This is a genomic window from Seongchinamella unica (genome assembly GCF_004354085.1).
GTDB lineage: Bacteria > Pseudomonadota > Gammaproteobacteria > Pseudomonadales > Halieaceae > Halioglobus > Halioglobus unicus.
In genome coordinates this window covers 78283-103165 of the sequence record NZ_SMSE01000004.1, presented here as the reverse complement: position 1 = coordinate 103165, position 24883 = coordinate 78283, and the positions used below count along the sequence as shown (strand labels likewise).

Genomic DNA, 24883 nt, shown 5'->3' with positions numbered 1-24883 from the left:
GGGGTTGGCTCGTCAGCGTATTGCTCTGCGCAGGGCGCTGATGCTTAGCACAGCGCCCGACAAGGCGAACACGATCGCCAATAGCGAAAACAGGCGCAGGAACCAGTTGTTGAAATCTTCTCCTTCGGAATAGTCCATGATGTGCAGTCGCCAGAGGGCGTCAAATACCACCCAGTAATCGTTGCGTACGGTCAGGTAGCGCCCGGTGGGGCCATCAAAGTACAAGCGGGTACCGGCACCGTCGGCATAGCTGACCTGCCATACGTCGGTTCGCCCATACAGTTCCTTGACCAGGCCGAGGACCGTTGCATCCGGCTCCTGCAGGCGCCGGGTTGTCAGGTGCTCACCGGGGCCGGTGTAGATCGATGCTGCGTAGTCGGTGATATCTGCAGCCGAGGGTGTTTCGATCGGGCTGCCGTCTGCCAGGCGCAGCCAGTGGGTCCCGGTTTCTCCCTGTACTTCCAGCAGTAAGCCCTGGCTGCTGTTGTGGCTTGTTATCGCGCTGATATTGCCGAGGTTGGACAGGGAACCATCGGTGGCGGCCATCCAGTTGGCGGGAAAGACTGGATTGGCGGGCGGTGACGTCACCGCCCCGCCTTTGACCAGGGCGTCGAACGGTACCAGGGAAAAGACCACGCCTCCGGCGATCCACAGGATGACCTGTATGAATACCAGGTAACCGGTCACGCGATGGATCTTGCGAGCAGTGCGAATCATGAATTGCCATTCCTCAGGCTTTGCTGTTTCCACAGCAGGTAAATCGCCGGTAGTACCAGCAGGGTGAGCAGGACAGCGCTGATCATGCCACCGACCATGGGCGCCGCCAAGCGGCTCATGATTTCCGCTCCGGTGCCTTCGGCAAACAAGATCGGGAGCAGGCCGACAATGGTAGCGCTGGCAGTCATGAGCACTGGCCTCACCCGCAGCCCTGCGCCCTCCAGGACAGCCTGCTGCAGCTGTGAGGCGTCTATGTTGCCTGCGTCCCCCGCTCGCTGCTGCAACAGGCGCTCCCAGGCCTGGTCCAGATATACCAGCATGATCACCCCGGTTTCTACCGCCACCCCCGCCAGGGCGATCAGGCCCACACCCACGGCGATGGAAAAATTGTAGTCCAACAGGTACATCAGCCAGACACTGCCCACCAGTGCCAGCGGCAGCGATAGCATCAGTATCAGCACCGGCGTGACGGCCCGGAAATTGACGTAGAGCAGCAGCACGATAATGGCCAGGGTCAGCGGTACGACATAACTCAAGCGCTGCTTCGCTCTCTCCATGTATTCGTATTGTCCGGACCAGCTGATGGAGTACCCTGGCGGCAGTTGCAATTGCTCGGACACAACCTGCCGCGCGCGCTCCACGTAGCCGCCAATATCACCGGTATCGATATCGACAAAGGTCCAGCCATTGAGCCTGGCGTTTTCACTCTTGATACCGGGCGGGCCATCCTCGATATAGATACGGGCGACGTCCCCCAGGGCCATGCGCTGGCCAGTGGGGGTCACCACCGGCAGTCGGGCGAGGTCCTCCGGCGATTGCCGGTAGTCCTGGGGATAGCGTACGTTGACCGGGTAGCGTTCCAGTCCTTCCACCGTGGTGGTGATATTGACGCCACCGATGGCAGTGGCGATGACCTGCTGGATATCGGTGATGCTCATACCGTAGCGGGCTGCCCTGCTGCGGTCTATATCGACTTTGATATAGCGGCCTCCGGCAACCCGTTCCGAGTAGACAGAAGCCGTACCCGGCACGGGGGCGATAATGTCCTCCAGCTGCTCGCCGATATCCTGAATGATATCCAGGTCGGGCCCGGCGACCTTGATCCCCACCGGCGTCTTGATCCCGGTAGCGAGCATATCGATGCGGGTCTTGATCGGCATCACCCAGGCATTAGTCAGGCCCGGCACCTGAACCAGGGCATCCAACTCCCGGCGGATATCATCGCTAGTGATACCCGCTCGCCACTGGTCCTCTGGCTTGAGCTGGATAAACGTCTCGATCATCGTCAGTGGCGCCGGGTCGGTAGCCGTTTCCGCACGACCGATTTTTCCAAACACCGTTGCCACCTCGGGAACGGTGCTGATCAACTTGTCGGTTTGCTGCAGGATTTCCCGCGCCTTGCCGATTGAGATCCCCGGATAGGTGGTGGGCATGTACATGATGTCGCCTTCGTCCAGCGGTGGCATGAATTCGCTGCCAATCTGCTGCATGGGCCACCAGCCACTGATAACCAGCAACAGTGCTGTTGCCAGCACCGCTTTTGGATGCTCAAGAACCCGCTTGAGTAATGGTTTGTAGGCATTGATCAGTATCCGGTTGACGGGGTTTTTGCTTTCGGCAACGATCCGGCCGCGGACAAAATAGCCCATCAGCACAGGCACGAGGGTAACCGCAAGTGCGGCAGCGGCGGCCATGGCGTAGGTCTTGGTAAACGCCAGCGGTGAAAACATACGCCCCTCCTGCGCCTCCAGGGTAAATACCGGCACAAAACTGACCGTAATAATCAGCAGGCTGAAAAATAGTGCCGGGCCGACTTCCGCCGCCGAGTCGGCAACCACCTGCCAGCGGTTTTCTGCCGTCAGTGGCGTTCGTTCAATATGCTTGTGCATGTTTTCTATCAGCACAATCGCACCATCGACCATCGTGCCAATGGCAATCGCGATACCACCCAGCGACATGATGTTGGCGTTCAGGCCCTGCAGGTACATCACGATAAATGCCGTCAGTATGCCGATGGGCAGGCTGATCACCGCCACCAGGGAAGAGCGCAGATGGAACAGGAAAACCAGGCACACGATGGCGACCATCAGCAGCTCTTCGCCCAGCTTTTGCCACAGGTTATCCACTGCCCGCTGGATCAATCCGGAGCGATCGTACACGGTGACAATCTCCACCCCGGGGGGCAGGCTGGCCTTTAACACCTCCAGCTTCGACTTGACCCGCTCGATGGTGGCCTGGGCATTTTCCCCGTAGCGCATCACGATGATGCCGCCGACCACTTCACCCAGACCATTGAGTTCCGCGATGCCGCGGCGCATTTGCGGGCCGGTGCGGATGTCGGCGACGTCACCCAGCAGCAGGGGTGTGCCCTTGTCATTGACCGCAAGCGGTATGTCTCTCAGGTCGTCAACGCCGCCGAGGTAGCCGGAAGCCCGCACCATGTATTCAGCTTCCGCCATCTCCACCACAGAGGCGCCCACTTCCTGGTTGGCCTGCTTGATCGCGTTCTGGATGTGGGCTAGCGGGATATCGTAGGCGCGCAAGCGATATGGGTCGACAGTCACCTGGTACTGCTTGACCATGCCGCCTACCGTGGCGACCTCGGAAACCCCGGGCACGCCCTGTAACTCGTATTTCAGGAACCAGTCCTGAATACTGCGCAATTCACTGATATCGTGCCGGCCGGTGGTGTCGGTCAATGCGTAGAGATACACCCAGCCGACACCGGTGGCGTCGGGACCCAGTTGCGGATTGGCGGCATCCGGCAGTGAAGGGGCGACCTGGCTCAGGTATTCAAGGACGCGACTGCGAGCCCAGTAGAGGTCCGTGTTTTCGTCGAAAATCACGTAAACGTAGGAGTCACCGAAAAACGAGAAACCCCTGACTTTCACTGCGCCGGGTACCGCCAGCATGGCCGTGGTGAGTGGGTAGGTGACCTGGTCCTCCACCACCTGCGGCGCCTGTCCCGGGTAATTGGTCTTGATAATTACCTGGACATCGGACAGGTCCGGAATGGCATCTATCGGTGTGTTGCGCAGGGCAAATACGCCGCTGCCGACAAGAATAGCAGTGGCCAGCAACACCAGTATCCGGTGCTGCACCGACCAGCGGATGGTTGCTTCAATCATGGGCATGGCCCTCGCCGTGCCCCGAGTGGACCTCCATGGTCTCTGGTGCCATGGGTTCCATGCGCTTGAAGTCCGAGCTTTTGCTGGACTCGGAATCGAGCAGGAACTGGGCAGAGGCGACGATTTCTTCGCCTGCCTGCAGGCCGGAGAGGATTTCCACCCTGTCTCCGGCGAAACGACCGGCGCTCACCGCGATGGACTTAAAGCGGCCGCTACCCAGTGCCAGCACCACACGGTCCTGATTGCCGGTGCGGATCAGGGCATCTCGCGGGATCACGATGGTGGGGCTATCATCCCCGGTTTCGATGCTGATTCGGGCGAACATGTTGGGTCGTAGCTGGCCTTCTGCGTTATCGAACCGCAACCTCACCCGCAGGGTGCGGGTGCTGGCTTCCAGCGAGGGATAGATATAATCCACCTGACCCCGCCAGAGTCGGCCTGGCAGGTAGTCCAGTTGCATCTGAACCGGCTGACCGACACGAACAAGCCCTGCCTGACTCTCGAAAATCTCCGCCTCCACCCAGACGTCATCCAGGGCCCCGATCGACATCAGGGTGGTATTGGGACCGACGAAAAATCCCTCGCGGATGTTGAGATTGTCCACGACACCCTGTTGCGGCGATCTGAAGGTCACGGTTTGCTGGATATTCCCGTCTCTTTTCAGCGCGGAAATGAACTCATCGTCCAGCTGCAGGGCCCGCAGGCGGTCCTCCGCGGCCTGCAGCAGGCGTTCGTTGTTGCGGCGCAGGGCGAGCACAAATTCTTCCTGGGCGTTGACCAGTTCGGGGGAGTAAAGCTCGTAAATAGCCTGGCCGCGGGCAACCGGGTCGCCTGACGCTTTGACATGAAGTTTCTCGACCCAGCCCTCGACCCGGGGGTGAATGTGAATGAGTCGGTCCTCGTTGTATTTCACGTAGCCGACCGTGCGAATAACCTGCTTCAGGGAATCGCGCCTGGCCAGCGTTGTTCTCACTCCCAGGTTGTTGACCACTTCAGGTGCAATCTCGACCACACCCGCCTGCTGCTGCGTGGCGTACACGGGTACCAGATCCATGCCCATGGGAGACTTGCCCGGTCCGTCACGGCGATAGTTACTGTCCATAGGGGCAACCCAGTACAGGGGTTTTTCTTCCTGCTGCGCGGTTGGCGTTCCGGTGCCGGATTGGCCCGCCAGGAACAGACCTCCGAGGATGCCCGCTGCGCCGATCAACACGCCCATGACCAGGGGAATTTTGTTACTACTCATAGCGGTTGCTCCTCGCTGCTGTCTGCCGTGGCAAAAAAGTAATTGAGCCTGGCAAGCGTGATTTGTCGGTCGACCTGAATATTCTGTGCGTCGATGCGCGCATTGAGCTCGGCGATCTTCGCCCTGACCACTTCTGCGAAGTCGCCGTCATCGTTGGTATAGGCGCTAAGCGATGCTGCCGCCTGGTCGCGCATTTCTACCAGCAATCGGGACCGGTACAGCGCCCCGCGTTGTTCCAGTCGCTTCAGCCTTGCCAGCTGGCTCTGGAAGTCTGCGACCAGCTTGCGCAGGAGCAGGGCACGCTCGGTTCTCACCGCTTCGGTCTGGGCAGCGGCGGACTGCACCTGCTGATCCTGCGCCGTCGAGCTGAACAGAGGCATGTCGAAGGAGACCCCAAGGGAGAAGAAGTCAGCGCGTTTGGGTCCCAGTGGATCGTCCTCCCGGTAGCCGTAACTGGCGTTCACCTGCCACTGTGGTTTGTACTGCTGCTCCGCCAGCGAGATACCGGTGCGGCTTGCTTCCAGTTCCCTGTCCACGCTCAGAATGGCCGGGTGCTGGCTGAGCCGGAGCGCGATATCCTGCGCTGAGGGCGGGGTCGGCCGCATCAGCCAGTCGTGCTCCGGGAGCGCAATTTCCGGTAGTGTACCGCCGACGGGGGTTGTGGCATGCGTGGTTTGCAGCCATTGGGACAAACTGGACAGTGCCATTGCCATCGCTTCATCCAGCTGTACCAGGCGGTCATCGAGGCGGGTCAGTTCCAGTTGGGCCCTGATCAGGTCCTGTTGCCGGGTCTGGCCCAGGGCGCTGGCATAGTTTGAGTGGGCGACGTCGACCAGTTGCTCAAACAGGTCCCGGTCTTCTTCTATCAGTCGAATCGACTCCCGGGCTCGCCAGGCCTCCAACCAGGCGATGGATACTTCCGTGGCCACCCTGGCCCGGCGGTCGGCGCGGCGCAGCGGGTGTTGGGCTTCCAGCGAGTACAACTCCTGCTGGCGCAGTTCCCTGCTGTCGCCGCGCGGAATTCGCTGGCTGATGCCGAGCTTGAACTGGGTCATCGGTTCCTGATCAAACTCAAAGCTATCGGTGGGCAGGTTGGCGAAGCCGGCGCTGATCATCGGATCGGGCAGCGCGCCTGCTGCAATACGCTGTGCCGCCAGCGCAGACTGTCGATGCAGGCTGCCCGTTATCCAGGGATCGCTATCCTGGGCGACCGCGACGGCTTGCTCCAGGGTTAAGCCCGCTGACGGGCCGGCGAAGCTCAATCCGGTGCAGAACAACATTGCCCGCAACAGGCGTCGGTAACACGACCTTCCCCGTGGGGTGGACGCAACATCAAGGATTCCTGCAGATTTCATAGTCTGTCCATTGGCTCACTGGGCTGTAGCCGGCAGCCGGCCACAGCGTGGTTTGTGGATTTTCCCCAGCGGGAACTGGATTAAAACAGTGCGCGCGCAAATTACGGGCGTACCGGTGCCGGGAAATCAGGCGGAGGGGGGACGAAACAGCGTGTTGGGACAGCGCAGGGGTGCGCTGCGCGGCAGGGAGAGAGCCGGCGGGTGCGCCAACTCGACCGCAGCGGGAATCAAGTCACTGGCCGCCGCCGCGATGGACAGGCAGCCGCCCTGGGAACAGTAACCGGCGTCGCAACAGGCGTTGCTATCAGCTTCCGCGGCGGCGTCTGCGGCATGATGGGCGTGATGGGTGGAATCCTCCATTGAAGTCATCGCACTGGCGCTACCTGCCCCGGGCCCGGAGCAGGGCATAGCCACGGCAGCCAGCGACTGTAGTGTGACCAGTGCTGACAGCCAGACGGCCAGAATGTATCGATGCTTGTGCAATAGTTTACCCGTCCGGGACGCTTCACCTGTTATCCGGCCCAAGTGTAGACCTTACCCCCGGGGGAAGGTCAAGGGGTCACTGGGATCCGGCTTGCCGCCGGCAGGGAGCATTACCGGCCCCCGGGCGGAGAAAAAGCGTCGGCATGAGGCCAGCATCTTGTCCACCCCATGGGCGTCGATGTCCAGGTGGGTGACCAGCCGCATCATCTGTCCTCCCAGCACGGCAATGCCCTGTTCTGCCAGGTAAGCCCGGAGCCTGTCCGCGGTTTCAGCACTGTCCAGGGTGATGAACACCATATTGGTTTGTACGCTGGCCGGATCACACTGGATGCCGGATATGGTACTAAGCCCGCGAGCCAGCAACTGGGCATTGGCGTGATCTTCTGCCAGGCGTTGCACATTGTTTTCCAGTGCATACTGGCAGGCAGCGGCGATGTAGCCCGCCTGGCGCATGCCGCCTCCCAGCATTTTCCGCCACTTGCGGGCTTCCGTGATCAGTGCCTCAGTGCCGACCAGCAGCGACCCGGCTGGTGCCCCCAGCCCCTTGGAAATACACAAAGAAACCGAGTCGTAGTGCTGGCTGATCTCCGCTACGTCGACATTCTGCTTGACGCAGGCGTTGAACAGGCGGGCCCCGTCCAGGTGCAGGGCCAGGCCCGTCTCTTCGCAGAAGCTGGCGGCACGGTCGTGGTAGTCCAGTGGCAGGACATCGCCATAGCGGGTGTTCTCCAGACACAGCAGGCGCGATCTGGCGAAGTGGTAGTCATCCGCCTTTATTTTGTCGCGCACCTTTTCCAGGTCCAGGGTCGAATCAGCCTCGAACTCGATGGGCTGGGGCTGGATACTGCCGAGCACCGCGGCGCCGCCGCCCTCGTATTTGTAGGTGTGGGCTTCCTGGCCAACGATGTATTCGTCGCCGCGCTGGCAGTGCGCCAGCAGGGCCACCAGGTTGCTCTGGGTGCCGGAGGTACACAGCAGGGCGGCCTGCTTGCCGGTTATTCGGGCGGCATAGGCCTCCAGGGCGTTTACCGAGGGATCATCCTGGAAGACGTCGTCGCCGACCTCGGCGGCCATCATTGCCTGGAGCATTGCCGGGGAGGGCCTGGTAACGGTGTCGCTGCGAAAATCGATGTCGATGCGTTGATTCATGGCAAGTCTTTGTGTCGGGGGTGCGCTATTCTACCCTTGTATAGCGCGTTCTGAGGAGCTTTGTAGTGAGGTTGTTCCTGATTTTGATCATCCAGTTGTTGTTGGCGGGTGTGGCGCTTGCTGACCAGCGGACACTGTTGCGGAACGAGGCCAGCGCCCTGGCCAGTGAGTTTGTTGGCCAGTTGAAACCGCAGCTCAAACAGGCGATGACCGAGGGCGGTCCGGTGAGGGCGATCGAAGTCTGTGCCGCGGTTGCCCCCGGTATCGCCGATGGCCTCAGTGCGAGGTCCGGCTGGCAGATCAGGCGGGTCAGTCTGCGCCAGCGCAACGCCTCTCGCGCGGTGCCAGACCCCTGGGAACGGCAGGTGTTGGAGGAATTTGACCGGCGGCAGGCCGCCGCTGAAGCGGAAGGCGAATTGTACCGAGACGAACTGCAACCGGCGCGCTACCGTTACCTGCGCGCTCAGATAACCGAGGCGCTCTGCCTGGCCTGCCATGGCGAGGACCTGTCCCCGGCAGTGATCGATGCCCTGGAACAGTACTACCCCGACGACCTGGCCCGTGGGTATGCGCTGGGAGACGTGCGGGGGGCAATCAGCCTGATCAAACCACTGCAGGATAATTGCGGGCCCGAAATCGAGTGCTGAATCGCGGGGCTCATCAGCGCCCCGGTAGTCAATAGTCGTGCAATAGGGGGGAATTATGAATAGCAACCGTAAATACAGAAAGAGCGCCGCCCGGCCTGGCCTGCTCGCGGCGATGCTCGTCGTGCTGCAGCTGGTCAGCGGCTGCACCGGCCTGCCCGAGGGGATTGAGCCGGTCACCGGGTTTGACGCGTCCTCGTATATGGGGCGATGGTATGAGATTGCCAGGCTGGACCATTCTTTTGAGCGGGGTCAGTCCAATGTCACCGCCGACTACGCCCTGCGGGACGACGGAACGGTAAACGTGCGCAATCGCGGTTTTGATGACGCCGAGGGGCAATGGCGAGAGGCCAGTGCCGTCGCCCGCTACGCCGGTGAACCCGATGTCGGCCACCTCGAAGTGTCATTTTTCCAGCCCATCTACGCCTCTTACGTGATTTTTGAACTCGCTGATGATGGTAGCTATGCCTATGTCACCGGGTATAACCGGGACTACCTCTGGTTGCTGGCGAGAACGCCGCGGGTTGGCGACGACATCAAGAGAAATTTCCTGCAACGGATCAGCGCCCTGGGCTTCGATGCCGATCAGCTGATCTGGGTCGACCAGGACAAACACTGATATTTGGGGTCAGAGTAAAAACTCCCGGCCTACAGCCAGCCGGAACTCAGCCTCCCGGCCTTTGCCAACGGCGCGTTGCAGGAAGCATGGGTAAAAACCAATCCACTCCAGTCACCTGTACGTAAGCTGTACAACTGTCACAAACGGAGCTGCAATGACCCGCTTTTTATCCTTTTTGTGCTGCGCCCTTGCCCTGGCTGGAGGCGGCGTGCAAGCCGATGAATCCAGCAAAGCCAACCGGGGGCCCTGGGTGTGGGGTGTGTCTGGCGGCACGCTGCATCAATTCGATACCGACCTCAAGCAAGCTGAGGGCAGTTTCAGCGTCAACCGCGGTTTCCTGCAGCTCAGCGCAGGATACGCCTGGGACCAGCGAAACAGTGCATCGTTGTCATTGGGATGGGGTACTTCCAACTACGTGTTCGATGACGGGGCGCGCATTGAAGGCCTTCGCCCCTGGAAACGGATTGAGGATTACCGGATATCGCTGCCCGTGAGGTTCAACATCGGCGAGCGGGCTGACTTTATCGCCATTCCCAGTATCCGCAGCTACGCCGAGGCTGGAGCCAGCCTCCGCGATGGCCGGACCGAGGGCCTGATCGCAGGGATGGGATGGCGTTTTTCCGATACCCTCACCATCGGCCCCGGGTTTGGCTGGTACAGTGAATTGGGTGGGGGCAGTAATGCCTTTCCCATTGTCGTGGTGGATTGGAGGATCACCGAGCGCCTGTCACTGCAGACGGGGCGGGGGTTGGCCGCATCCCAGGGGCCAGGATTTACTCTTGCCTACCAGCTGAACAAGCGCTGGAACCTGTCGGCGCTGGCCCGCTATGAAAAGATTCGCTTTGCCCTGGATGAAGGCGAGAGCGGCGCTGCCATCGGCGAGGACCGCAGTGCGCCGCTGTTGCTGTCGCTGGACTACTCGCCCTGGTCGATGACCCGAGCCAGTCTCTTTGTCGGCGCCGAGCTCAATGGTGAACTGAATCTGGAAACAGGGCGGGGCAGGGAGATCGCCAGCAGCGACTATGAAACAGCGCCTTTGATCGGCTTTTCATTCCGCAGTCGGTTTTAGCCGAAAATCAGGCAAATTTGGGGTCAGAGTAAAAACTCCTGATATCTGGTTTGATGTAGACTGCAGTGGGTCTTCGGAGTTTTTACTCTGACCCCAAATGTCGACCAGGATTTATACGGGAGCAGGGCATGCAGGAAACCAAACGGATCGCGCTATTGATAGACTGCGACAACGTCACTCACAACGCGATTGAAGGGGTGTTGGAGGAACTGGCCAAGCACGGCACTGTCAATGTGCGTCACGCCCATGGTGACTGGAATAACCCCGGTCTCTCGGGATGGGCAGAAAAGCTGCATCCCCATGCCATCAGGCCGATGCAGCAGTTTGCCTACACCAAAGGCAAGAACGCAACCGACTCAGCCATGATTATTGACGCCATGGACCTGCTCTATAGCGGTAATGTCGATGCCTTTGCACTGATGACCAGTGACAGCGACTTCACCCCGCTGGTACTGCGCATTCTCGAAAGTGGGTTTCCCGTGTATGGCTTTGGCCAGAAAAAGACTCCCAAGCCTTTCGTCGACTCCTGTTCGCCATTTATCTACATAGAAAACCTGGCAAGTCATGGCGACAACGAATCTGACAGCGGTTCGGCGCCGCCGCGCAAGAGCAAGTCCAAACTGCGGCAGGACAGTGCACTGGTCAGGCTTCTGCGAACCGCGGTTGACCAGACCGCCGATGATGACGGCTGGGCCAACATGGGCCAGGTGGCCAGCTATATTGCCAATAACAACAGTTCGTTCTCGTCGATCAACTATGGCTACCGGCGTATCAGTGACCTGATCAAGGCGTCAGAACTCTTCAAGATAGAAATGCGCAATGGCACCGCCATGTACGTTCGCGACCCAAAGGCCTGATAGTGTTGTAGATTTGGGGTCAGAGTAAAAACTCCCTCGGGCATCGCCCACCGGTGCTCAAGACGGAGCGAGGCGAGTTTTTACTCTGACCCCAAATCTAACCCCAAGTCTACGGCGCTAGGGTGCCAGCAGCAATTCGGTGTCGGTGTTTTCCTCAATCGCCTGGTCGCTGAACCACCAGTAGCGTTTTTCCCGGTTTAGCCAGGCGTCGACAAAGTTGGCGTTCCACTTGTCGAACCAGCGCTCGCTGACGCCGCCGGGAAAATGGGCGAGTACCTTGTCGCTGTCCGAAAGGTCCACGATCATGCGTATCGAGTCGACGATCCGCGACTTGTAGGGATCACTGAACCGGTACATTCCGCGATTGAGGGTTTCCGATGATCCGTCCATCGGCCTGACTCCGCCACCCAGCCAGCGAGCCGCCCGTTCACCCGGTATGAAAGGATGAAAGAAGGTGATGGTGTGTTCGTCGCCCCAGCGCCAGGCGGTGGGGTCCGGACCCCAGGCGTCACTCAGCTCGGCAAGCGCCAGGCGTCCCGCCCGCAGGATTAGTTCGTCGCTGGATTCGACTTGTGGAGTGCGGCTGTCGTCCACCCAGCGACTGTCGTCGGTTTCCAGCAGGAACAGGAAACGCTCTCCCCAGTAGTACTGCTGGTCCAGGTAGTCGGTCAGCAGCTCTTCACTCATATCATCGGCAAACATTTCGGTTGCCAGGTGGCGAAACACTGACTGGAAGATCAGCGGGCCAGGCTGGTCGATGCTGTCTTCAAGTTTCCAGTCAGCAAGCACCTCGGCGACTGGCGTCAGCGCAGGATCTTCACGGAACAGTTGTACCAGCCAGGGGCGCAAACGTTGGGCCAGGGTGTTAAATACATCCTGGTTGGCCGCCCAGTGATCATGGGCAGTCAGTGTCGGGCTTTGCATCAACTGTTGCAGCCTGAGGTAGCGCCAGCGCGGTGAAAAATGGGTGGAGTACGGATAGGGATAATCCGCCGGGGTGACGCGGTGATTGGTGGAACCTACCCACTGGCGCTGTGGATTTCGCTGGAGCGGCATTTCGGCGTGGGGGATGCGCCTGACCCAGTTGTCCTCGCCGGTCACCTGCAGCGGCAGCAGGCCATCGCCGCGTGACCTTTGCGGTACCAGACCTGAAGGGACCATGGCGATGTTGCCCTGCACATCCGCTACCACGTGGTTCAGCGGTGTGGCCATCTTGCTGATGGCTATGATGGCGTCGTCAACTGACGTTGCCAGCAACAGCTCCCGGTTGCCGCTATCGGCTCCGGCATACAGTGGCACTGACCAGCGCAGCGACAGTACCCGTCCTTCGGCCATACTCATACCATGGTCGGATATGACCGGACCGCGGCTGGTTTCCCTGATGGTCATCGTCTGGGTGCGATAACCGTCTTCCGCGTCTCCATCCCTGATACGCAGTACTTCCTCACGCACGGTAAAGGGAATGGAGGTCTCTCCCTCCAGGTAGTTGGCTGGATTGTCTGGATCCACAAGTTCCAGGTAGAGGTCAACCACATCGGCATAGCCGTTGGTGCCGGTCCAGGCAATGTGCTCGTTACGCCCGATGCCCCAGCCCGGGTTGCCTGGCGTGGAACCACCCACCACGCGCAGTTCGGGCGTAACCGCACCCATGGGATACCAGAAACCGGGCAGGTTGCGGGCGTCGAGGTGAGGATCACCGGAGAGCACAGGCGCATCGCCCGCGGATTTCTCCGGGCTGGTCGCCCAACCGTCACTGCCAATGGCGTAGCGGGGTTCGAACTCACTGAACAGGCTGTCGTCGTAGTGCAGATCCAGTTTGAGGTCGAGCGCCGCCTGGGCCTCGGTGGCTACCGTATCCGGCAGGGTGCGCGGATCATCTGGATTGACGGTGATCGGAGCGAGTTGTGCAGCGCGGTCTGCGCCCAGCTCGTCATGCAGTTTCAGGGTCAGCAATTCCTGGCGCCAGTTCACACTGCTGCTCCAGATGCGAAACTGGATAATGGCCAGGACGTCTTCGGCCGTCCAGGGTTTTACCTGATGGCCCATGATCCCCAGCATCAGCGGAAATTCCTGCTGGCGGCTGTCGACATAGCTGTTGATGCCGTCGACATAGCGCTGCAGGTATTCACGCTCTTGTTCACTGATGCGCTGCAGGTACTGCCGGGTAAATCCGGGAATGTTGACCAGGCGCACAATACGGTCATTGCGCAGGCCTTTTTCACCAATGAATTCCGCCAGCCGGCCGTGGGCCAGATGGCGGTGCAGTTCAAGCTGGAACAGCCGGTCCTGGGCGTGGAGGAAGCCCTGGGCGGTGAGGGCGTCCGCCAGGGATTCGGCATAGAGATACGGTATGCCATCGCTGCCACGCAGCACCCTGACCGGGGCTGCCAGTGATGCAACATCAATCCTGCCCTCTCGCTGGGGCGCATCCAGTCGCGGCAGGAACCAGTAGGTCGCTGCAGCCAGGACCAGCAATATCAGCAGGAATTTTTTCATCGAGCCTCTGCTCAGTACTCGTAGGTAATGTCGATCCCGTAGGTGCGCGGGGTACCGAAGGAGTTGCCGGCATAACCAAGTCCCTGGTTGGAACCCAGGTCCTGGCCGTATTCCTTGTACTCCTCGTCGGTCAGGTTGCGACCCCAGATGGCTGCGCGTAATTGGCCGTAGTCGCCCAGCTGGATCTCCGACAGTCCTACCCGGGCACCGATCAGGGTCCGGTCTTCGGAATTGCCATAGGGGCTGGAGGAGAAGTTCTGGGCGTCGGTGTAGGTGGTGTCGATGCGGGCATCGACGTAGCCAAGGCCGGTGTCGGTGCCCCAGGCCACGCTCAGTCGGCCGCTGTGTTTGCCGTCGGAACGGCCGAAGTCATCGCCCTCGTCGAAGTCGGTTTTGCGATAACCATAGGCGCCCTCGAGGGTAAAGCCGGCACCGATCAGGCTGACGAAGTCAACTTCAAGGCCGTAGCTTTCGTTCTCGCCGGAGTTGCGGACGGTGCGCACACCGTTGACCACCTCTGTGACTTGCAGGTTCTCATTGTCATTGAAGTAGGCTGCCACGTTCAGGCGCAGGCTGCGATCCAGCCACTCGGACTTCATGCCGACTTCCCAGGAGGTGATTTCCTCCGGATCGGCCGGCGTATCAAATACTTCAAAGTCGGTGTAGTCCAGGTGATTGAGGGCGCCCAGGCTGAACACACCGGCATTATAGCCTTCGGCGCGCTTGCCGTAGAAACGGATGTCATCGCTGTACTGCCAGCCAACCACCAGGTCGGTGGTGAATTTGTTCCAGTCGTCTGAGGCTGTGTGGGGACCATCGATGCGTGGGTCCTCATCCAGCAGGGTGATTTTCTTTTCGTCCTCGGTGTAGCGCAGGCCCAGGGTGATATCCCAACTGTCGTTGAAGTAGTACTTCAGTTGGCCGTAGGCGGCGATGGACTCGTTGTCTATCGCGTACCAGGAACCGGCGGCGGCCCCAAGTCCCCGCAGCAACACTGGCCGGCTCGGGTCGTTGAGGTAGAACATGGCATCCCATGGATTGAGCTCCTGGCCTTCTTCCTCGAAGTAGAACAGGCCCGCCACATAGTCCAGGCGCGCATCCAGGGCGCTGCCGATAAATTGGAACTCCTGGGAGAACTGGTCCTGCTCCTTTTCGTTCTCGGCATGGAACATCGGAATGGATTCGCCGTTAAAGGTCCAGGAACCGCCGTCAAGGTCGTTACCCGGCAATTCGGACTCGTAGTCGCGGTAGGCTGTGATCGATTTGATCGTTATCGCATCACCTTCCCAGACCAGGGTCAGGTTGTGCCCGCTGATTTCAGTGTGCTCCACCGTGTTGCCGTCAAGGTTGAACCTTTCCACCCTGTCGTCCGGTTCGAGAACAGAGAGCATCTCGTTCAGTGGGTTATAGCCGGGGTAGAACGTGCTGTCGGGCAAATTGAACGCGCCGAGGATTCCGGGGTCAGTCGCACCGGGGCCCAGGTGGGTGATCTGCAGCGGGATGGGCACGGCGTCAAATTCATTGTAATCGTAGGCGTAGTCGACAGAAAACTGCTCGTTGATATCCCAGCGCAGGGCAATGCGGAAAGCGTCTGTGTCGATGCTGCCGAGGTCGGATTCGCCCTCAGGGTTGCTGTTCTTCGCCCAGCCATCGTTGTCGTTCAGGTAGTAGGACAGCTTGGCGCTCAAGCCCGCGTATTCATTCGTATCGACGGAGGTAAGGGAGCGGAACTCGCCGAAATTGCCAAAGGTTAAAGCCTGCTTGAAGCCAAATTCGCCTGTGGGCTTTTTGGTAATGATATTGATAGCGCCACCGGTGGTGTTTTTACCCCAGAGGGTGCCCTGCGGACCGCGCAGGATTTCAATGCGCTCGAGGTCGACGATATCGAATACTGCACCGGCATTGCGGGCGATATAGGCGCCATCGACGTACAGGCCCACCTTGGGATCGACCGCAAGCGATGGGTCTCCCGTGCTGACACCGCGAATATTGGTCCGGATATTGCCGGCGCTGCCAAAGGTTTTGACGATGCTCACGTTGGGCGAGAAGTCGCCGATGTCCGTGGCATTGACCGCCCCAAGTGCTTCCAGCGTGTCGCTGGTAAAGGCGGTAATCGCGATGGGCGTATCCTGTAGCGAGGATTCAACCTTCTGGGCCGTTACCACGACTTCTTCCAGTTGGGCGTTCGCGGTGGCAGTCAGGCCGGCCAGTGTCAGGGCAAGTGCGGTTCGTGAATAGTGCATATCCGGTTCCTGGTAATTATATACGCCTAATAGGAGTATTAGTTGTGAGACTTCGGCATAGTACTCCAGAAAGGAGTATAGTCAACGACATGACGTCGCTACCCAGGCTCAGTCCAACTTCTTATGCTCTGCTGGGCTTGCTGGCCAGGCAGCCGGCGTCTGCCTATGAGTTGAATAACATCATGCAGACTAGCATGTTGCGGGTATTCTGGCCCAGGGCCGCAAGCCATATCTATTCTGAGCCGAAGAAACTGCTCGCCCACAACTACGTCAGTGAGCGCAGGGAGACGTCGAAGGGTCGCCAGCGAAGGGTCTTTACCATTACCGCCAGTGGCCGCAGGGCGCTGGCAGCCTGGCTGGCCCGCGTAGATGATGCAGAACACCGCAACCAGGCGGAGTTCATGCTCAAGATCATCCTCGCTGAGGGCGGGGAACTGGCAGATGCTGCCGCCACGGCAGAACGTGCCCTGGTCACCAGCAAGACCGAGATTGAAATGGCCATCGCGGGCATTGAAGCTGTGCTGGCCAGCCCGGAAGCGGGGGCGTTATCGGGCATGCCCTGGAACGGTATTGCCAGCGGCCTGATGGCCGATATTCTTATCGCTCGCTATCGTTGGGGGCGCTACGCCATGGCGTCCATCGCCACCGTGCCCGAGGACTGCAGCACGGAACAGAAAGCGCATCTCGGCCGGGCCGCCTATCGACAATCCCTGGAGAAACTCCGCACCGCCCTGGCCGAAGATTTGGGGTCAGAAGAAGATTTGGAAGATTTGGGGTCAGTGTAAAAACTTCCAGTGCGGTTAACCGGCACTTGGATAGAGCGGCCGGCGGGAGAGTTTTTACTCTGACCCCAAATTTAACCCCAAATTTACCAAAGCCGGTTTCCGGTCAGCACCTGGGGCCGCGTTTCAGGAAATGCTGCCGCCTCCCTCCCAGTGTTTCTATTTCGCGCCTGAACTTTTCCGACCCAAGCGCCAGCCCCTGGTTGATCGACTGTCGAAGGTCTGCGACCAGGTCATCGCTCAACCCGCTGGTGACAAGCGCTCGGTACCTTTGCTGGCGTTCGCTGTTGGAAGACCCCAGTCCCAGATAGCGTGGATGCGGCTGCCACAGCGTTGGATGCTTGCCAAGTGCGTGGGCCTGGTAACTGGACCAGGCATAGTCTGCGGGATCATTCACCATGCCCGCTCGTACTGGGTTTAGCTCGATGTAGCGTAGGCAAGCCATCAGGTAGCGACTTTCCTCAATGATGCACGACTTGAAGCGACCTTCGAAGAGGCTGCCTGTCCGCCGGTACTTATAGTTGAAATATCGCACATAGCGACGCCCCAAGGACTGAATCGTTTTTGACAGGGAGTCGTCGGCCTGCGGTGTTACCAACAGGTGGACGTGGTTGGTCATGAACACCCAGCCGTGAATTGCAACCCCGTGTGCCAGGGCAGCTTCATCAAGGTAGTGGGCGTAGGTTGTCAAATCGTCCCGCGCTGCAAAGCAGGCGGTGCGGTTGTTGCCTCGTTGGATCACGTGCTGGGGGACGCCACCCGGGCAGTATCGCCTTAGCCTGGCCACCTTGTTCATCCTTGAACCGTGTCTGGGTTGGTGGCTGAAAGTATAGCTTCAGCTGCGGTGTTTTTGCGGACCAAGGGCAGATTTGGTGAGTTATTACTCTGACCCCAAATCTGAGTTTTTACTCTGACCCCAAATCTGCTCCGATCAGCCGTGTTAGCTGCCGTTTTCGACGGCGCTGGTGACTGCCTCGTGCAGCAGGTGCTCTTCCTCCGCAGCCCTCACGGCTTTTTCCACGGCTTTCTCGACATAAATTTCTTCCGCCATGCCAACGTAGAGCGAGTAGATGCCGACCAGCAGGATGAGGGCAAAGGGTAGCCCGGTGGTTATCGACGCTGTCTGCAGGGTGGCCAGGCCACCGCCGATCAGCAGTACCGCTGCAATGGCTCCCTCCATCACGGCCCAGAACACCCGTTGGGTGGTCGGAGAATCCAGCTTGCCCCCGGAGGTGAGATGATCCACTACCAGGGAACCGGAGTCAGAAGAGGTTACGAAAAAGACCGTGACAAGCACGACGGCAACGAGGGACAGCACGGCTTCAAAGGGGAATTGATGCAGCATGACAAACATGGCCGTGGCAACGTCGTCATTGACCGCTGCCACGATGTCAGCCACACCGGCGCTTTGCAGATACAGGGCGGAACCGCCGAATATCGACATCCAGACAAAGCTCAGCAGGGTGGGGATGACGATCACCCCCACAATAAATTCCCGGACCGTCCGACCCTTGGAAATTCTCGCAATGAACATGCCCACAAAAGGTGACCAGGAAATCCACCAGGCCCAGTAAAAGATCGTCCAGCTACCCTGCCAGTTGGTTTCCCTGAAGGTCTCGGTCCACAGGCTCAACTCAGGGAAGATGGTCAGGTAATAGCCCAGGTTCTGGACCATGCCGTTAAGCAGGAAAACCGTAGGTCCGGCGATCAGCAAAAACAGCATAAATATGCCGGCAAGTACCATATTCGCCTGGCTTAAAAACTTGACGCCCTTGTCCAGACCGGCCATTACCGACAGGGTCGCGATCCCGGTAATGATTGCAATCAGGGTGACTTCAGTCGCGACGGAGACCTGGATATCGAACAGGTAATTCAGGCCGGCGTTGATCTGTTTCACACCCAGTCCCAAAGAGGTCGCCAGACCCACCAGGGTTGCCAGCACCGACATGATGTCGATCAGGTTTCCCCAGAAGCCGTAGATCCGGTCGCCCAGCAAGGGATAGAACATGGAGCGAATGGTCAGTGGAAGGCCGCGGTTGTAGGCAAAAAATGCCAGCCCCAGTCCTACCATCGCGTATATAGACCAGGGGTGCACACCCCAGTGAAAGTAGGTTACCCCCATGGATGCCTGGGCAGCTTCTGGCGTGCCGCCCTCGATATTGCCGAACATCGGCGAGGGCGACGCATAATGAAATATGGGTTCGCCGACACTCCAGAACATAAGTCCAATACCCATGCCCGCACTGAGTAGCATGGCGTACCAGGATAAGGTGCTGAATTCCGGTTTAGCGTCATCACCACCGATGGTGATGTCGCCAAATTTGCCAAAGGCAAAGTACGCCGCAGCGATAACGAAAACATTACTGGCCAGGACCAGGAACCAACCACTGCTGTTGGTGATAAATGCGAGCAGGGCCTGGAAAAACTGGCTGGCATTCTCCTTGAACATCAGGGTGAGGAGGATGAAAATCACCAGGATGGCGGAGGAAACGAGGGTAACCTGGGGCTGCACGTCAAACCCCAGCCCCGTCCAGTTATCTTCCCCCGGGGTCCTGCCTTCAGCGTCATCCTCGACCGACGCTGTGGGTCGGATTTGCAGGCCGACAAATTCTTCCCTTTCACGTATGGCACGTGTGCGCGCGGCTTCCTCTACACGCTTGAGTTTGCGCGCGAGGGTCTGGCGCTCGCGCGCGTCTTGCTCATTGGTATAGTGCGTTTCAGTCATGTGAAAGTTGCCCCCAGTTTGCCCTAGAAGTAATAGCCGAAGTTGATATTCAGCCGGTAATTCCAGGCGTCGTTGCCATTGGCGCCGAAGTCGCCGACACCGTTATAAATATTTGAGTAGTCGTCACCTTCGTTGCCGATGAACAGGTTGCCGTTGGACCAGACGTAATCGGTATAGATGTACCAGCCGCCGCTGGCCCAGGCCGCCCCGACTGTGATCATTTCGCTGTCGTTGGCTTCGTCGGAGTCCTTGAGAATCCCGCTGTACTCGGCGTAAGGAAGTATGTAGTCCAGCCAGGGAATCTCCGCAGTAGCATAACGGTAGCTCAGGGAGACGGCAGGCAACCACGCTTCGGTTGCTACTGGCCAGGCGAAGTCATAGGCGCCCATGGGCACCAGTTCATCCGTGCCCAGGGCGTTATCGGCATCGATATCGATCTCGTATCGAGTCAACTGGGAGGCGAGGACAAAATTGCCCATGGTGTTCTTCATATGGACGCTGGCGGCGAAATGGTGGCCATCATCCGTGCGTTTGCCGTTCAGTTTGCCAGCCTGTAATGACACCCCCAGGTCTGTGGGAACAGATTCGAAGCCGAAGTGGTAAATTGCCCGGGCGTTCAGCTGCCTGCTTTCCTCGTAGCCGTTGGCCGGCGCACTGACCACAGCGCCATCCTCTTCGATTGCAGATTCCCACTGCACAATGTCATACCCGTAGCGTGCGCTGTCCTTGCTCGCACCATTCCAGTTGCGCTCGCTGCCGGTGAAGAACGCCAGGGCCAGGTCCCAATTGTCCTGCTGCAGCAGGTATTTGACCCCCACGTCCATGTCATCTGCCAGTCCCACATAGTAGTGCTGGTCAAAGAACCAGCTCTGGGAAACACCGTAGGGTCCGGGACCAAAGGGGACTCGGGTGAGCCCGGCCTGAACCTGGCTGCCGTTAGCAAACTCGTAGCCTAACCAGCCGGTGTGGAGGAAGTTGTAGCCGTTGTACCAGCGATACTCCAGCTTGCCGATCAGTTGTTCGTGGCGCAGAGCCAGGTTGATTCGGAAGGTGTCGAGTTCCATGTCGCCGCCATTGCCGCCGCGCTGGGGCGCATCGCCCAGCCTGGTGTAATCACCGATTACATAGTTCACCCGCACCGCACCACCGATGGTCAGGGGACCAATAGTGATATCGCTTTGCTGCTGCTCCAGGGTTTCCAGGCGTTGCCGGGCATTTTTTTCGCTCGTCCGTGCTTCGTCCAGCGCCGCATTGGCTTCCTTCAGCTCGGCCGTCAGCCGGGCAACCCGTGCTTCCAGTTGCGCCACGTCGTGATTCCCGGCGCTGGCAGGTGTCGCCAGTAATGTCATTAGCAAAAGCGATACAGGAACAGCCAGGTATGCCATCGAATTAGCTCCTGTGGTCGGATGAAGGGAGTCTGTAGCGGAAGTGCCGGCGGCTGATCGATTGGCAGACAGCGTGTGCTACCGACCGACAGCGGGTAGCGTGAGGGATTAATGTTTTTTTTATATCCCGCCCCGGGGCGGTGCGTAAACGCAAACCATAACCTTTGTAGGCACAGGGTCCAACCACCGTAACAATCTCACACGCACTGTGCAACTGACCCCGGCCACCGCAAATCCCCGGAACGAGCATATTTGGGGTCAGAGTAAAAACTCCCCGCCAGCGGGCAGCCACGTGACTGCGGCGGCAGCGGGGGAGTTTTTACTCTGACCCCAAATATGACCCCAAATATGCCAACTGGGTGGTTTTACATAAGTTTTTGTTAAGAAACGGTCTGTATCGTGGGCTGCATCATCGGAATATTGCCCGTCTGCCGGGAGTTGTACAGGAGAGCAGGACATGAGAGCAGGTACGATCAGGAGCGCGCTAATGGCCGGGGTTGTGGCGCTTTGCGGCACAGCTGCGCGGGCGGACATCAGCCCTGAGGCAGCCAGTGTGCAGGCCTCCTGGGACCAGATCAACTTTGGCACCGGCGGCGATGCAAAGCAGGAGGCCATGTTGGGCCTGGTGAAGGAATGCGAAATGCTGACCTCCGCACACGGTGATGATCCCGAGTTGCTGACCTGGTGCGGGATCGCCAATTCCAGCTATGCCGGCATGGCCAGCGCCCTGTCGGCGATGAAGTATGCCAAGGCTGCCAGGGCAGACCTGGAGAAGGCCATAGCGCTGAATCCAACTGTCCTCTCGGGTTCTGCCCAGACCAGCCTCGGTACGCTGTACGCCAGGGTGCCGGGATGGCCCATCGGGTTCGGCGATGACGACAAGGCGGAGAAGCTGCTGCTGCAGGGACTGGAGGCCAATCCCGACGGCATGCCCAGCAATTTCTTCTACGCCGACTTTCTGCTCGAAAAAGACCAGTATGCCGAGGCCAGGAAGCATCTTGATAAAGCGTTATCGGCCCCGCCGCGGCCCGACCGACCACTGGCTGACCAGGGCCGTAAGGCGGAGATCCAGGCTCTGATGGCGAAGCTTGACCAAACCACCGGGGGTAAGTAGAGAATGGACATTACGGTCAGCTCAACCCCCTTCCAGCAGCCACTCGCGCCGGGTGCGGCGCCAGACGGGACACCACCTTTCACCGTTAACAGCCTGTTGGCTGATGATCCCGGTCGGGAGAAGCTGGAGCAGTATGTAGCGGGTGTCTTTTACGCCGCCTATGGCGCGACCGTCCTGGAATATCTGCCGCTGCTGTTTTCGCTGCAGCAGGCTGGCGGTATCCAGGCGGCACTGGGTCTGCGCAGTGCACGTCGAGAACCGCTGTTCTGCGAGCAGTACCTGGACGCGCCGCTGGAACGTCATGTGCAGCAGGAATTTGGCGCCACGGTTAACCGCGGGCAACTGATGGAGCTCGGCAATCTTGCGGGCTCAATGCCCGGTCAGTCTGTCGCACTCTACCTGATGGTGGTGGCGGCACTGGAACAGGCGGGAATTACCCATCTGGTGTTCGCCGCCAATCGTAGCGTCAGGCGCTCCATTCGTCGTTGCGGTTTCCCCACCCGGGAACTGGCTGACGCCGACCCGCAGCGTCTGGGCGACAGAGCCAGCCAGTGGGGCTCCTATTATCGAGGCTGCCCCAAAGTGATGCTGGCCGACGTTCGTCGCGGCGTTGAATACGGTATGAGCCACCCGGTGATCGGGGAACTCTGGTGTCGTGAACAGCCCATGATTGCGACCCTGGCAGACGCTATCAGGTGCCAGCGGTTTTGAGCGAGTTGCTGGAACACCTCCGGCACCGCCCGGGTGACCAGATCGTGCTGGAAAGCGAGCACGGGTCAACCAGTGCGGCGGAGCTGGTGGAGCGGATAGCGTTCCTGGCTGCACTGTTACAGGCCCGGGGCGCGGGGACCGTCGGCCTGCTCTGTGAAAATTCCGTGGAGTGGGTGGTGGCTGACCTGGCTTGCCAGTTCCTGCGCCTGCGCCTGGTGCCACTGCCAACGTTTTTCAGTGATGGACAGATTCAGTATGTGCTGGATGCGGCGATGGTGGACACGCTGCTATACGACTCCGCATCTGGGCGACGGGTTGCAGGCTTGCCCGGGATCGCAAAGGGGGCAACCGGAAACGCACAGGGGCTTTGCTTACGCTCACTGGAGGTCGGCCGCGAAGCGGCCATGCCCGCACAGACGACCAAGCTGACCTTTACCTCGGGCTCCACGGGAACACCCAAGGGGGTATGCCTGTCCACAAGCCAGTGCCTGCGGGTTGCAACCTCCCTGGGACAGGCGATCGATATCCAGTCACCGCGACACCTCTGCGCGCTGCCGCTGAGTACCCTGCTTGAGAATATCGCCGGTGTCTACCTGCCGCTGCTGTGGGGCGGCTGTTCAATGGTGTATTCCGCCGCCAACATCGGGATGGCGGGCAGTTCTGGCATACAGCCGGAGAAATTCCTGCAGGCCATCGAGCGTCTGCAACCCGAGACCATGATTTTGGTGCCACAGCTGTTGTCGATCATTGATGAGGCGGTAGCCAGGGGCTGGCGGGCGCCGGATTCGCTGAAATTCGTTGCCGTCGGTGGCGGTCGGGTAGCGCCAGCGGTGGTAGCCCGGTCTCGCGCAGCGGGCCTGCCGGTCTACGAAGGCTATGGCCTGTCCGAATGTGCTTCGGTGGTCAGTCTCAATACCCCGCAAGCAGAGCGACCGGCCAGCAGTGGCCGGGTCCTGCCTCACGTCGAGGTGGAAGTCGATAACGGCGAATTGCTGGTGTCAGGAAATACCTTTCTGGGCTACCTCAATCAGCCCGATTCCTGGGGCGCGAAACAGGTCAGAACAGGCGACCTGGGCAGCCTCGATGACGAAGGCTTCCTCACGGTCGACGGCCGTAGCAAAAACGTACTGGTGAGCAGTTTTGGCCGCAATATCAGCCCGGAGTGGGTCGAGAGCGAGCTCGAGGCCGCCGGCCCGATACATCAGGCGGTGGTGGTCGGAGACGGCATGTCCTATTGCAGTGCCTTGCTCTGGACTTCCCCGGATTGTGGTGAGGCGACCCTTCAGGCGGTGATAGATGAAGTTAACCGGAGGCTTCCCGATTACGCCCGGGTAAGCCGCTGGCAACGTCTTCCGGAACCGCTGTCAGTGGCCAATGGCCTGCTCACCGAAAACGGCAGGCCGCGTCGTGCGGCCATCGCTACCGCCTGCGGCGACCTCATCGCCCGCCTTTATTCAGAACATCAGGAGAGCATTCCATCATGAGTTTTTTTTCTACCCTGCAGGACAGTACCTGTTCAGAGCGTGAGCAGCTGTTGCAGAATCCGCTGATTGCCAAAGCACTGGGCGGCGATGTCGATCGTGACCTGTACGTGGCTTTTCTGAGCCAGGCCTACCACCATGTAAAACACACCACGCCGCTGCTGATGGCCGCCGGTTCCCGTATCTCGGGCAACAGGGAGTGGTTGCGTAACGCGCTGGCGGAATACATAGAAGAAGAGCTGGGTCACCAGGAGTGGGTACTGAATGACATTCGTGCCTGTGGCTATGACGCAGAAGAAGTCCGCCGCAGCAGGCCGAATCCCGAGACCGAGCTGATGGTGGCCTACGCCTACCACGTGATTGATCGGGTAAACCCGGTGGGATTTTTTGGCATGGTCCACGTACTGGAAGGAACCAGCGTTGCCATGGCTGACGAGGCGGCGAAATGTATTGCCAGATCCACAGGCCTCGGCAGCGACGCATTCAGTTACCTGACCTCACACGGCGCCCTGGATGTTCAACACGTACAGTTCTTTGAAAACCTGATGAACCGGATCGATGATCCCGCCGACCAGGAAGATATTATTCACTGCGCAAAAATGTTCTACCGTCTCTATGGCGATGTTTACAGCGGTGTTGATCCCCGCGACGCCAGACCACTGGCGGCTTAGGAGTGCAC

General features: G+C 59.5%; 20 protein-coding genes. 9 read left to right on the top strand and 11 right to left on the bottom strand.

Annotated features, from left to right (window positions below):
• Window positions 1–12: 12 nt before the first annotated feature.
• From E2F43_RS16070 to ltaE, 6 genes are all read right to left on the bottom strand, one after another.
• Complete coding sequence (locus tag E2F43_RS16070) at window positions 13–717, bottom strand: hypothetical protein (protein WP_133214556.1); 705 nt, start codon at window positions 715–717, stop codon at window positions 13–15.
• Window positions 714–3845, bottom strand: a complete 3132-nt coding sequence (locus tag E2F43_RS16065) for an efflux RND transporter permease subunit (RefSeq protein ID WP_133215178.1) — start codon at window positions 3843–3845, stop codon at window positions 714–716. Before E2F43_RS16065 ends, E2F43_RS16070 begins: the two co-directional genes overlap by 4 nt.
• Entirely contained in the window at window positions 3838–5091 is a 1254-nt protein-coding gene (locus E2F43_RS16060) for an efflux RND transporter periplasmic adaptor subunit (protein ID WP_133214554.1), read from the bottom strand. The genes E2F43_RS16065 and E2F43_RS16060 overlap by 8 nt, the downstream gene beginning before the upstream one ends.
• Window positions 5088–6446 carry a TolC family protein gene (locus E2F43_RS16055; protein ID WP_238946977.1) on the bottom strand — a complete coding sequence of 453 codons (1359 nt, stop codon included), beginning with the start codon at window positions 6444–6446 and terminating at the stop codon, window positions 5088–5090. Before E2F43_RS16055 ends, E2F43_RS16060 begins: the two co-directional genes overlap by 4 nt.
• Window positions 6447–6572: 126 nt before the next feature.
• Window positions 6573–6929, bottom strand: coding sequence for a hypothetical protein (locus E2F43_RS16050; RefSeq protein ID WP_133214552.1), 357 nt, complete (start codon window positions 6927–6929; stop codon window positions 6573–6575).
• A gap of 51 nt (window positions 6930–6980) precedes the next feature.
• On the bottom strand, window positions 6981–8078 hold the full coding sequence (gene ltaE, locus E2F43_RS16045) for a low-specificity L-threonine aldolase (RefSeq protein WP_133214550.1): 1098 nt from the start codon (window positions 8076–8078) through the stop codon (window positions 6981–6983).
• A gap of 65 nt (window positions 8079–8143) precedes the next feature.
• On the opposite strand from ltaE, the gene E2F43_RS16040 reads away from it, so the two are divergent.
• The 4 genes from E2F43_RS16040 to E2F43_RS16025 all read left to right on the top strand — a co-directional run bounded on the left by E2F43_RS16040 (window position 8144) and on the right by E2F43_RS16025 (window position 11267).
• A complete protein-coding gene (locus tag E2F43_RS16040; protein ID WP_133214548.1) occupies window positions 8144–8725 on the top strand; it encodes a Tll0287-like domain-containing protein in 582 nt (193 codons plus the stop codon).
• 55 nt (window positions 8726–8780) lie between these two features.
• Complete coding sequence (locus E2F43_RS16035) at window positions 8781–9341, top strand: lipocalin family protein (protein ID WP_165954362.1); 561 nt, start codon at window positions 8781–8783, stop codon at window positions 9339–9341.
• A gap of 154 nt (window positions 9342–9495) precedes the next feature.
• On the top strand, window positions 9496–10410 hold the full coding sequence (locus E2F43_RS16030; RefSeq protein WP_133214546.1) for a hypothetical protein: 915 nt from the start codon (window positions 9496–9498) through the stop codon (window positions 10408–10410).
• 128 nt (window positions 10411–10538) lie between these two features.
• Window positions 10539–11267, top strand: a complete 729-nt coding sequence (locus E2F43_RS16025) for an NYN domain-containing protein (RefSeq protein ID WP_133214544.1) — start codon at window positions 10539–10541, stop codon at window positions 11265–11267.
• Window positions 11268–11384: 117 nt separating this feature from the next.
• On the opposite strand, the gene E2F43_RS16020 is transcribed toward E2F43_RS16025, so the two are convergent.
• Window positions 11385–13763 (bottom strand): penicillin acylase family protein, encoded by a 2379-nt coding sequence (locus tag E2F43_RS16020; protein ID WP_133214542.1) that lies wholly within the window; start codon window positions 13761–13763, stop codon window positions 11385–11387.
• An 11-nt stretch (window positions 13764–13774) separates the two neighbouring features.
• Entirely contained in the window at window positions 13775–16006 is a 2232-nt protein-coding gene (locus tag E2F43_RS16015; protein WP_133214540.1) for a TonB-dependent receptor, read from the bottom strand.
• Window positions 16007–16095: 89 nt separating this feature from the next.
• On the opposite strand from E2F43_RS16015, the gene E2F43_RS16010 reads away from it, so the two are divergent.
• On the top strand, window positions 16096–16791 hold the full coding sequence (locus E2F43_RS16010; RefSeq protein WP_133214538.1) for a PadR family transcriptional regulator: 696 nt from the start codon (window positions 16096–16098) through the stop codon (window positions 16789–16791).
• 103 nt (window positions 16792–16894) lie between these two features.
• Here the strand turns inward: E2F43_RS16010 and E2F43_RS16005 are convergent, their stop codons facing one another.
• The 3 genes from E2F43_RS16005 to E2F43_RS15995 form a co-directional block, all read right to left on the bottom strand.
• A complete protein-coding gene (locus E2F43_RS16005; RefSeq protein ID WP_238946975.1) occupies window positions 16895–17530 on the bottom strand; it encodes a transposase in 636 nt (211 codons plus the stop codon).
• 198 nt (window positions 17531–17728) lie between these two features.
• Window positions 17729–19513, bottom strand: coding sequence for a BCCT family transporter (locus E2F43_RS16000; protein WP_133214534.1), 1785 nt, complete (start codon window positions 19511–19513; stop codon window positions 17729–17731).
• Window positions 19514–19536: 23 nt separating this feature from the next.
• Window positions 19537–20898, bottom strand: a complete 1362-nt coding sequence (locus E2F43_RS15995) for a hypothetical protein (protein ID WP_133214532.1) — start codon at window positions 20896–20898, stop codon at window positions 19537–19539.
• Window positions 20899–21355: 457 nt separating this feature from the next.
• On the opposite strand from E2F43_RS15995, the gene E2F43_RS15990 reads away from it, so the two are divergent.
• From E2F43_RS15990 to E2F43_RS15975, 4 genes are read left to right on the top strand one after another with little or no spacing between them, the layout of a single operon-like run.
• Window positions 21356–22012 carry a tetratricopeptide repeat protein gene (locus E2F43_RS15990; protein WP_133214530.1) on the top strand — a complete coding sequence of 219 codons (657 nt, stop codon included), beginning with the start codon at window positions 21356–21358 and terminating at the stop codon, window positions 22010–22012.
• A gap of 3 nt (window positions 22013–22015) precedes the next feature.
• Window positions 22016–22723: a thermostable hemolysin gene (locus E2F43_RS15985; RefSeq protein ID WP_133214528.1), complete on the top strand. Its 708-nt coding sequence runs from the start codon at window positions 22016–22018 to the stop codon at window positions 22721–22723.
• Window positions 22720–24207 carry an AMP-binding protein gene (locus E2F43_RS15980; RefSeq protein WP_238946974.1) on the top strand — a complete coding sequence of 496 codons (1488 nt, stop codon included), beginning with the start codon at window positions 22720–22722 and terminating at the stop codon, window positions 24205–24207. The genes E2F43_RS15985 and E2F43_RS15980 overlap by 4 nt, the downstream gene beginning before the upstream one ends.
• A complete protein-coding gene (locus E2F43_RS15975; RefSeq protein WP_238946973.1) occupies window positions 24204–24875 on the top strand; it encodes an iron-containing redox enzyme family protein in 672 nt (223 codons plus the stop codon). The genes E2F43_RS15980 and E2F43_RS15975 overlap by 4 nt, the downstream gene beginning before the upstream one ends.
• Window positions 24876–24883 lie beyond the last annotated feature (8 nt).

Coding starts and splice junctions, on each gene's coding strand:
- E2F43_RS16070 (WP_133214556.1), bottom strand. CDS start 717: ATGATTCGCACTGCTCGCAAGATCCATCGCGTGACCGGTTACCTGGTA.
- E2F43_RS16065 (WP_133215178.1), bottom strand. CDS start 3,845: ATGATTGAAGCAACCATCCGCTGGTCGGTGCAGCACCGGATACTGGTG.
- E2F43_RS16060 (WP_133214554.1), bottom strand. CDS start 5,091: ATGAGTAGTAACAAAATTCCCCTGGTCATGGGCGTGTTGATCGGCGCA.
- E2F43_RS16055 (WP_238946977.1), bottom strand. CDS start 6,446: ATGAAATCTGCAGGAATCCTTGATGTTGCGTCCACCCCACGGGGAAGG.
- ltaE (WP_133214550.1), bottom strand. CDS start 8,078: ATGAATCAACGCATCGACATCGATTTTCGCAGCGACACCGTTACCAGG.
- E2F43_RS16035 (WP_165954362.1), top strand. CDS start 8,781: ATGAATAGCAACCGTAAATACAGAAAGAGCGCCGCCCGGCCTGGCCTG.
- E2F43_RS16030 (WP_133214546.1), top strand. CDS start 9,496: ATGACCCGCTTTTTATCCTTTTTGTGCTGCGCCCTTGCCCTGGCTGGA.
- E2F43_RS16025 (WP_133214544.1), top strand. CDS start 10,539: ATGCAGGAAACCAAACGGATCGCGCTATTGATAGACTGCGACAACGTC.
- E2F43_RS16020 (WP_133214542.1), bottom strand. CDS start 13,763: ATGAAAAAATTCCTGCTGATATTGCTGGTCCTGGCTGCAGCGACCTAC.
- E2F43_RS16015 (WP_133214540.1), bottom strand. CDS start 16,006: ATGCACTATTCACGAACCGCACTTGCCCTGACACTGGCCGGCCTGACT.
- E2F43_RS16010 (WP_133214538.1), top strand. CDS start 16,096: ATGACGTCGCTACCCAGGCTCAGTCCAACTTCTTATGCTCTGCTGGGC.
- E2F43_RS16000 (WP_133214534.1), bottom strand. CDS start 19,513: ATGACTGAAACGCACTATACCAATGAGCAAGACGCGCGCGAGCGCCAG.
- E2F43_RS15995 (WP_133214532.1), bottom strand. CDS start 20,898: ATGGCATACCTGGCTGTTCCTGTATCGCTTTTGCTAATGACATTACTG.
- E2F43_RS15990 (WP_133214530.1), top strand. CDS start 21,356: ATGAGAGCAGGTACGATCAGGAGCGCGCTAATGGCCGGGGTTGTGGCG.
- E2F43_RS15985 (WP_133214528.1), top strand. CDS start 22,016: ATGGACATTACGGTCAGCTCAACCCCCTTCCAGCAGCCACTCGCGCCG.
- E2F43_RS15975 (WP_238946973.1), top strand. CDS start 24,204: ATGAGTTTTTTTTCTACCCTGCAGGACAGTACCTGTTCAGAGCGTGAG.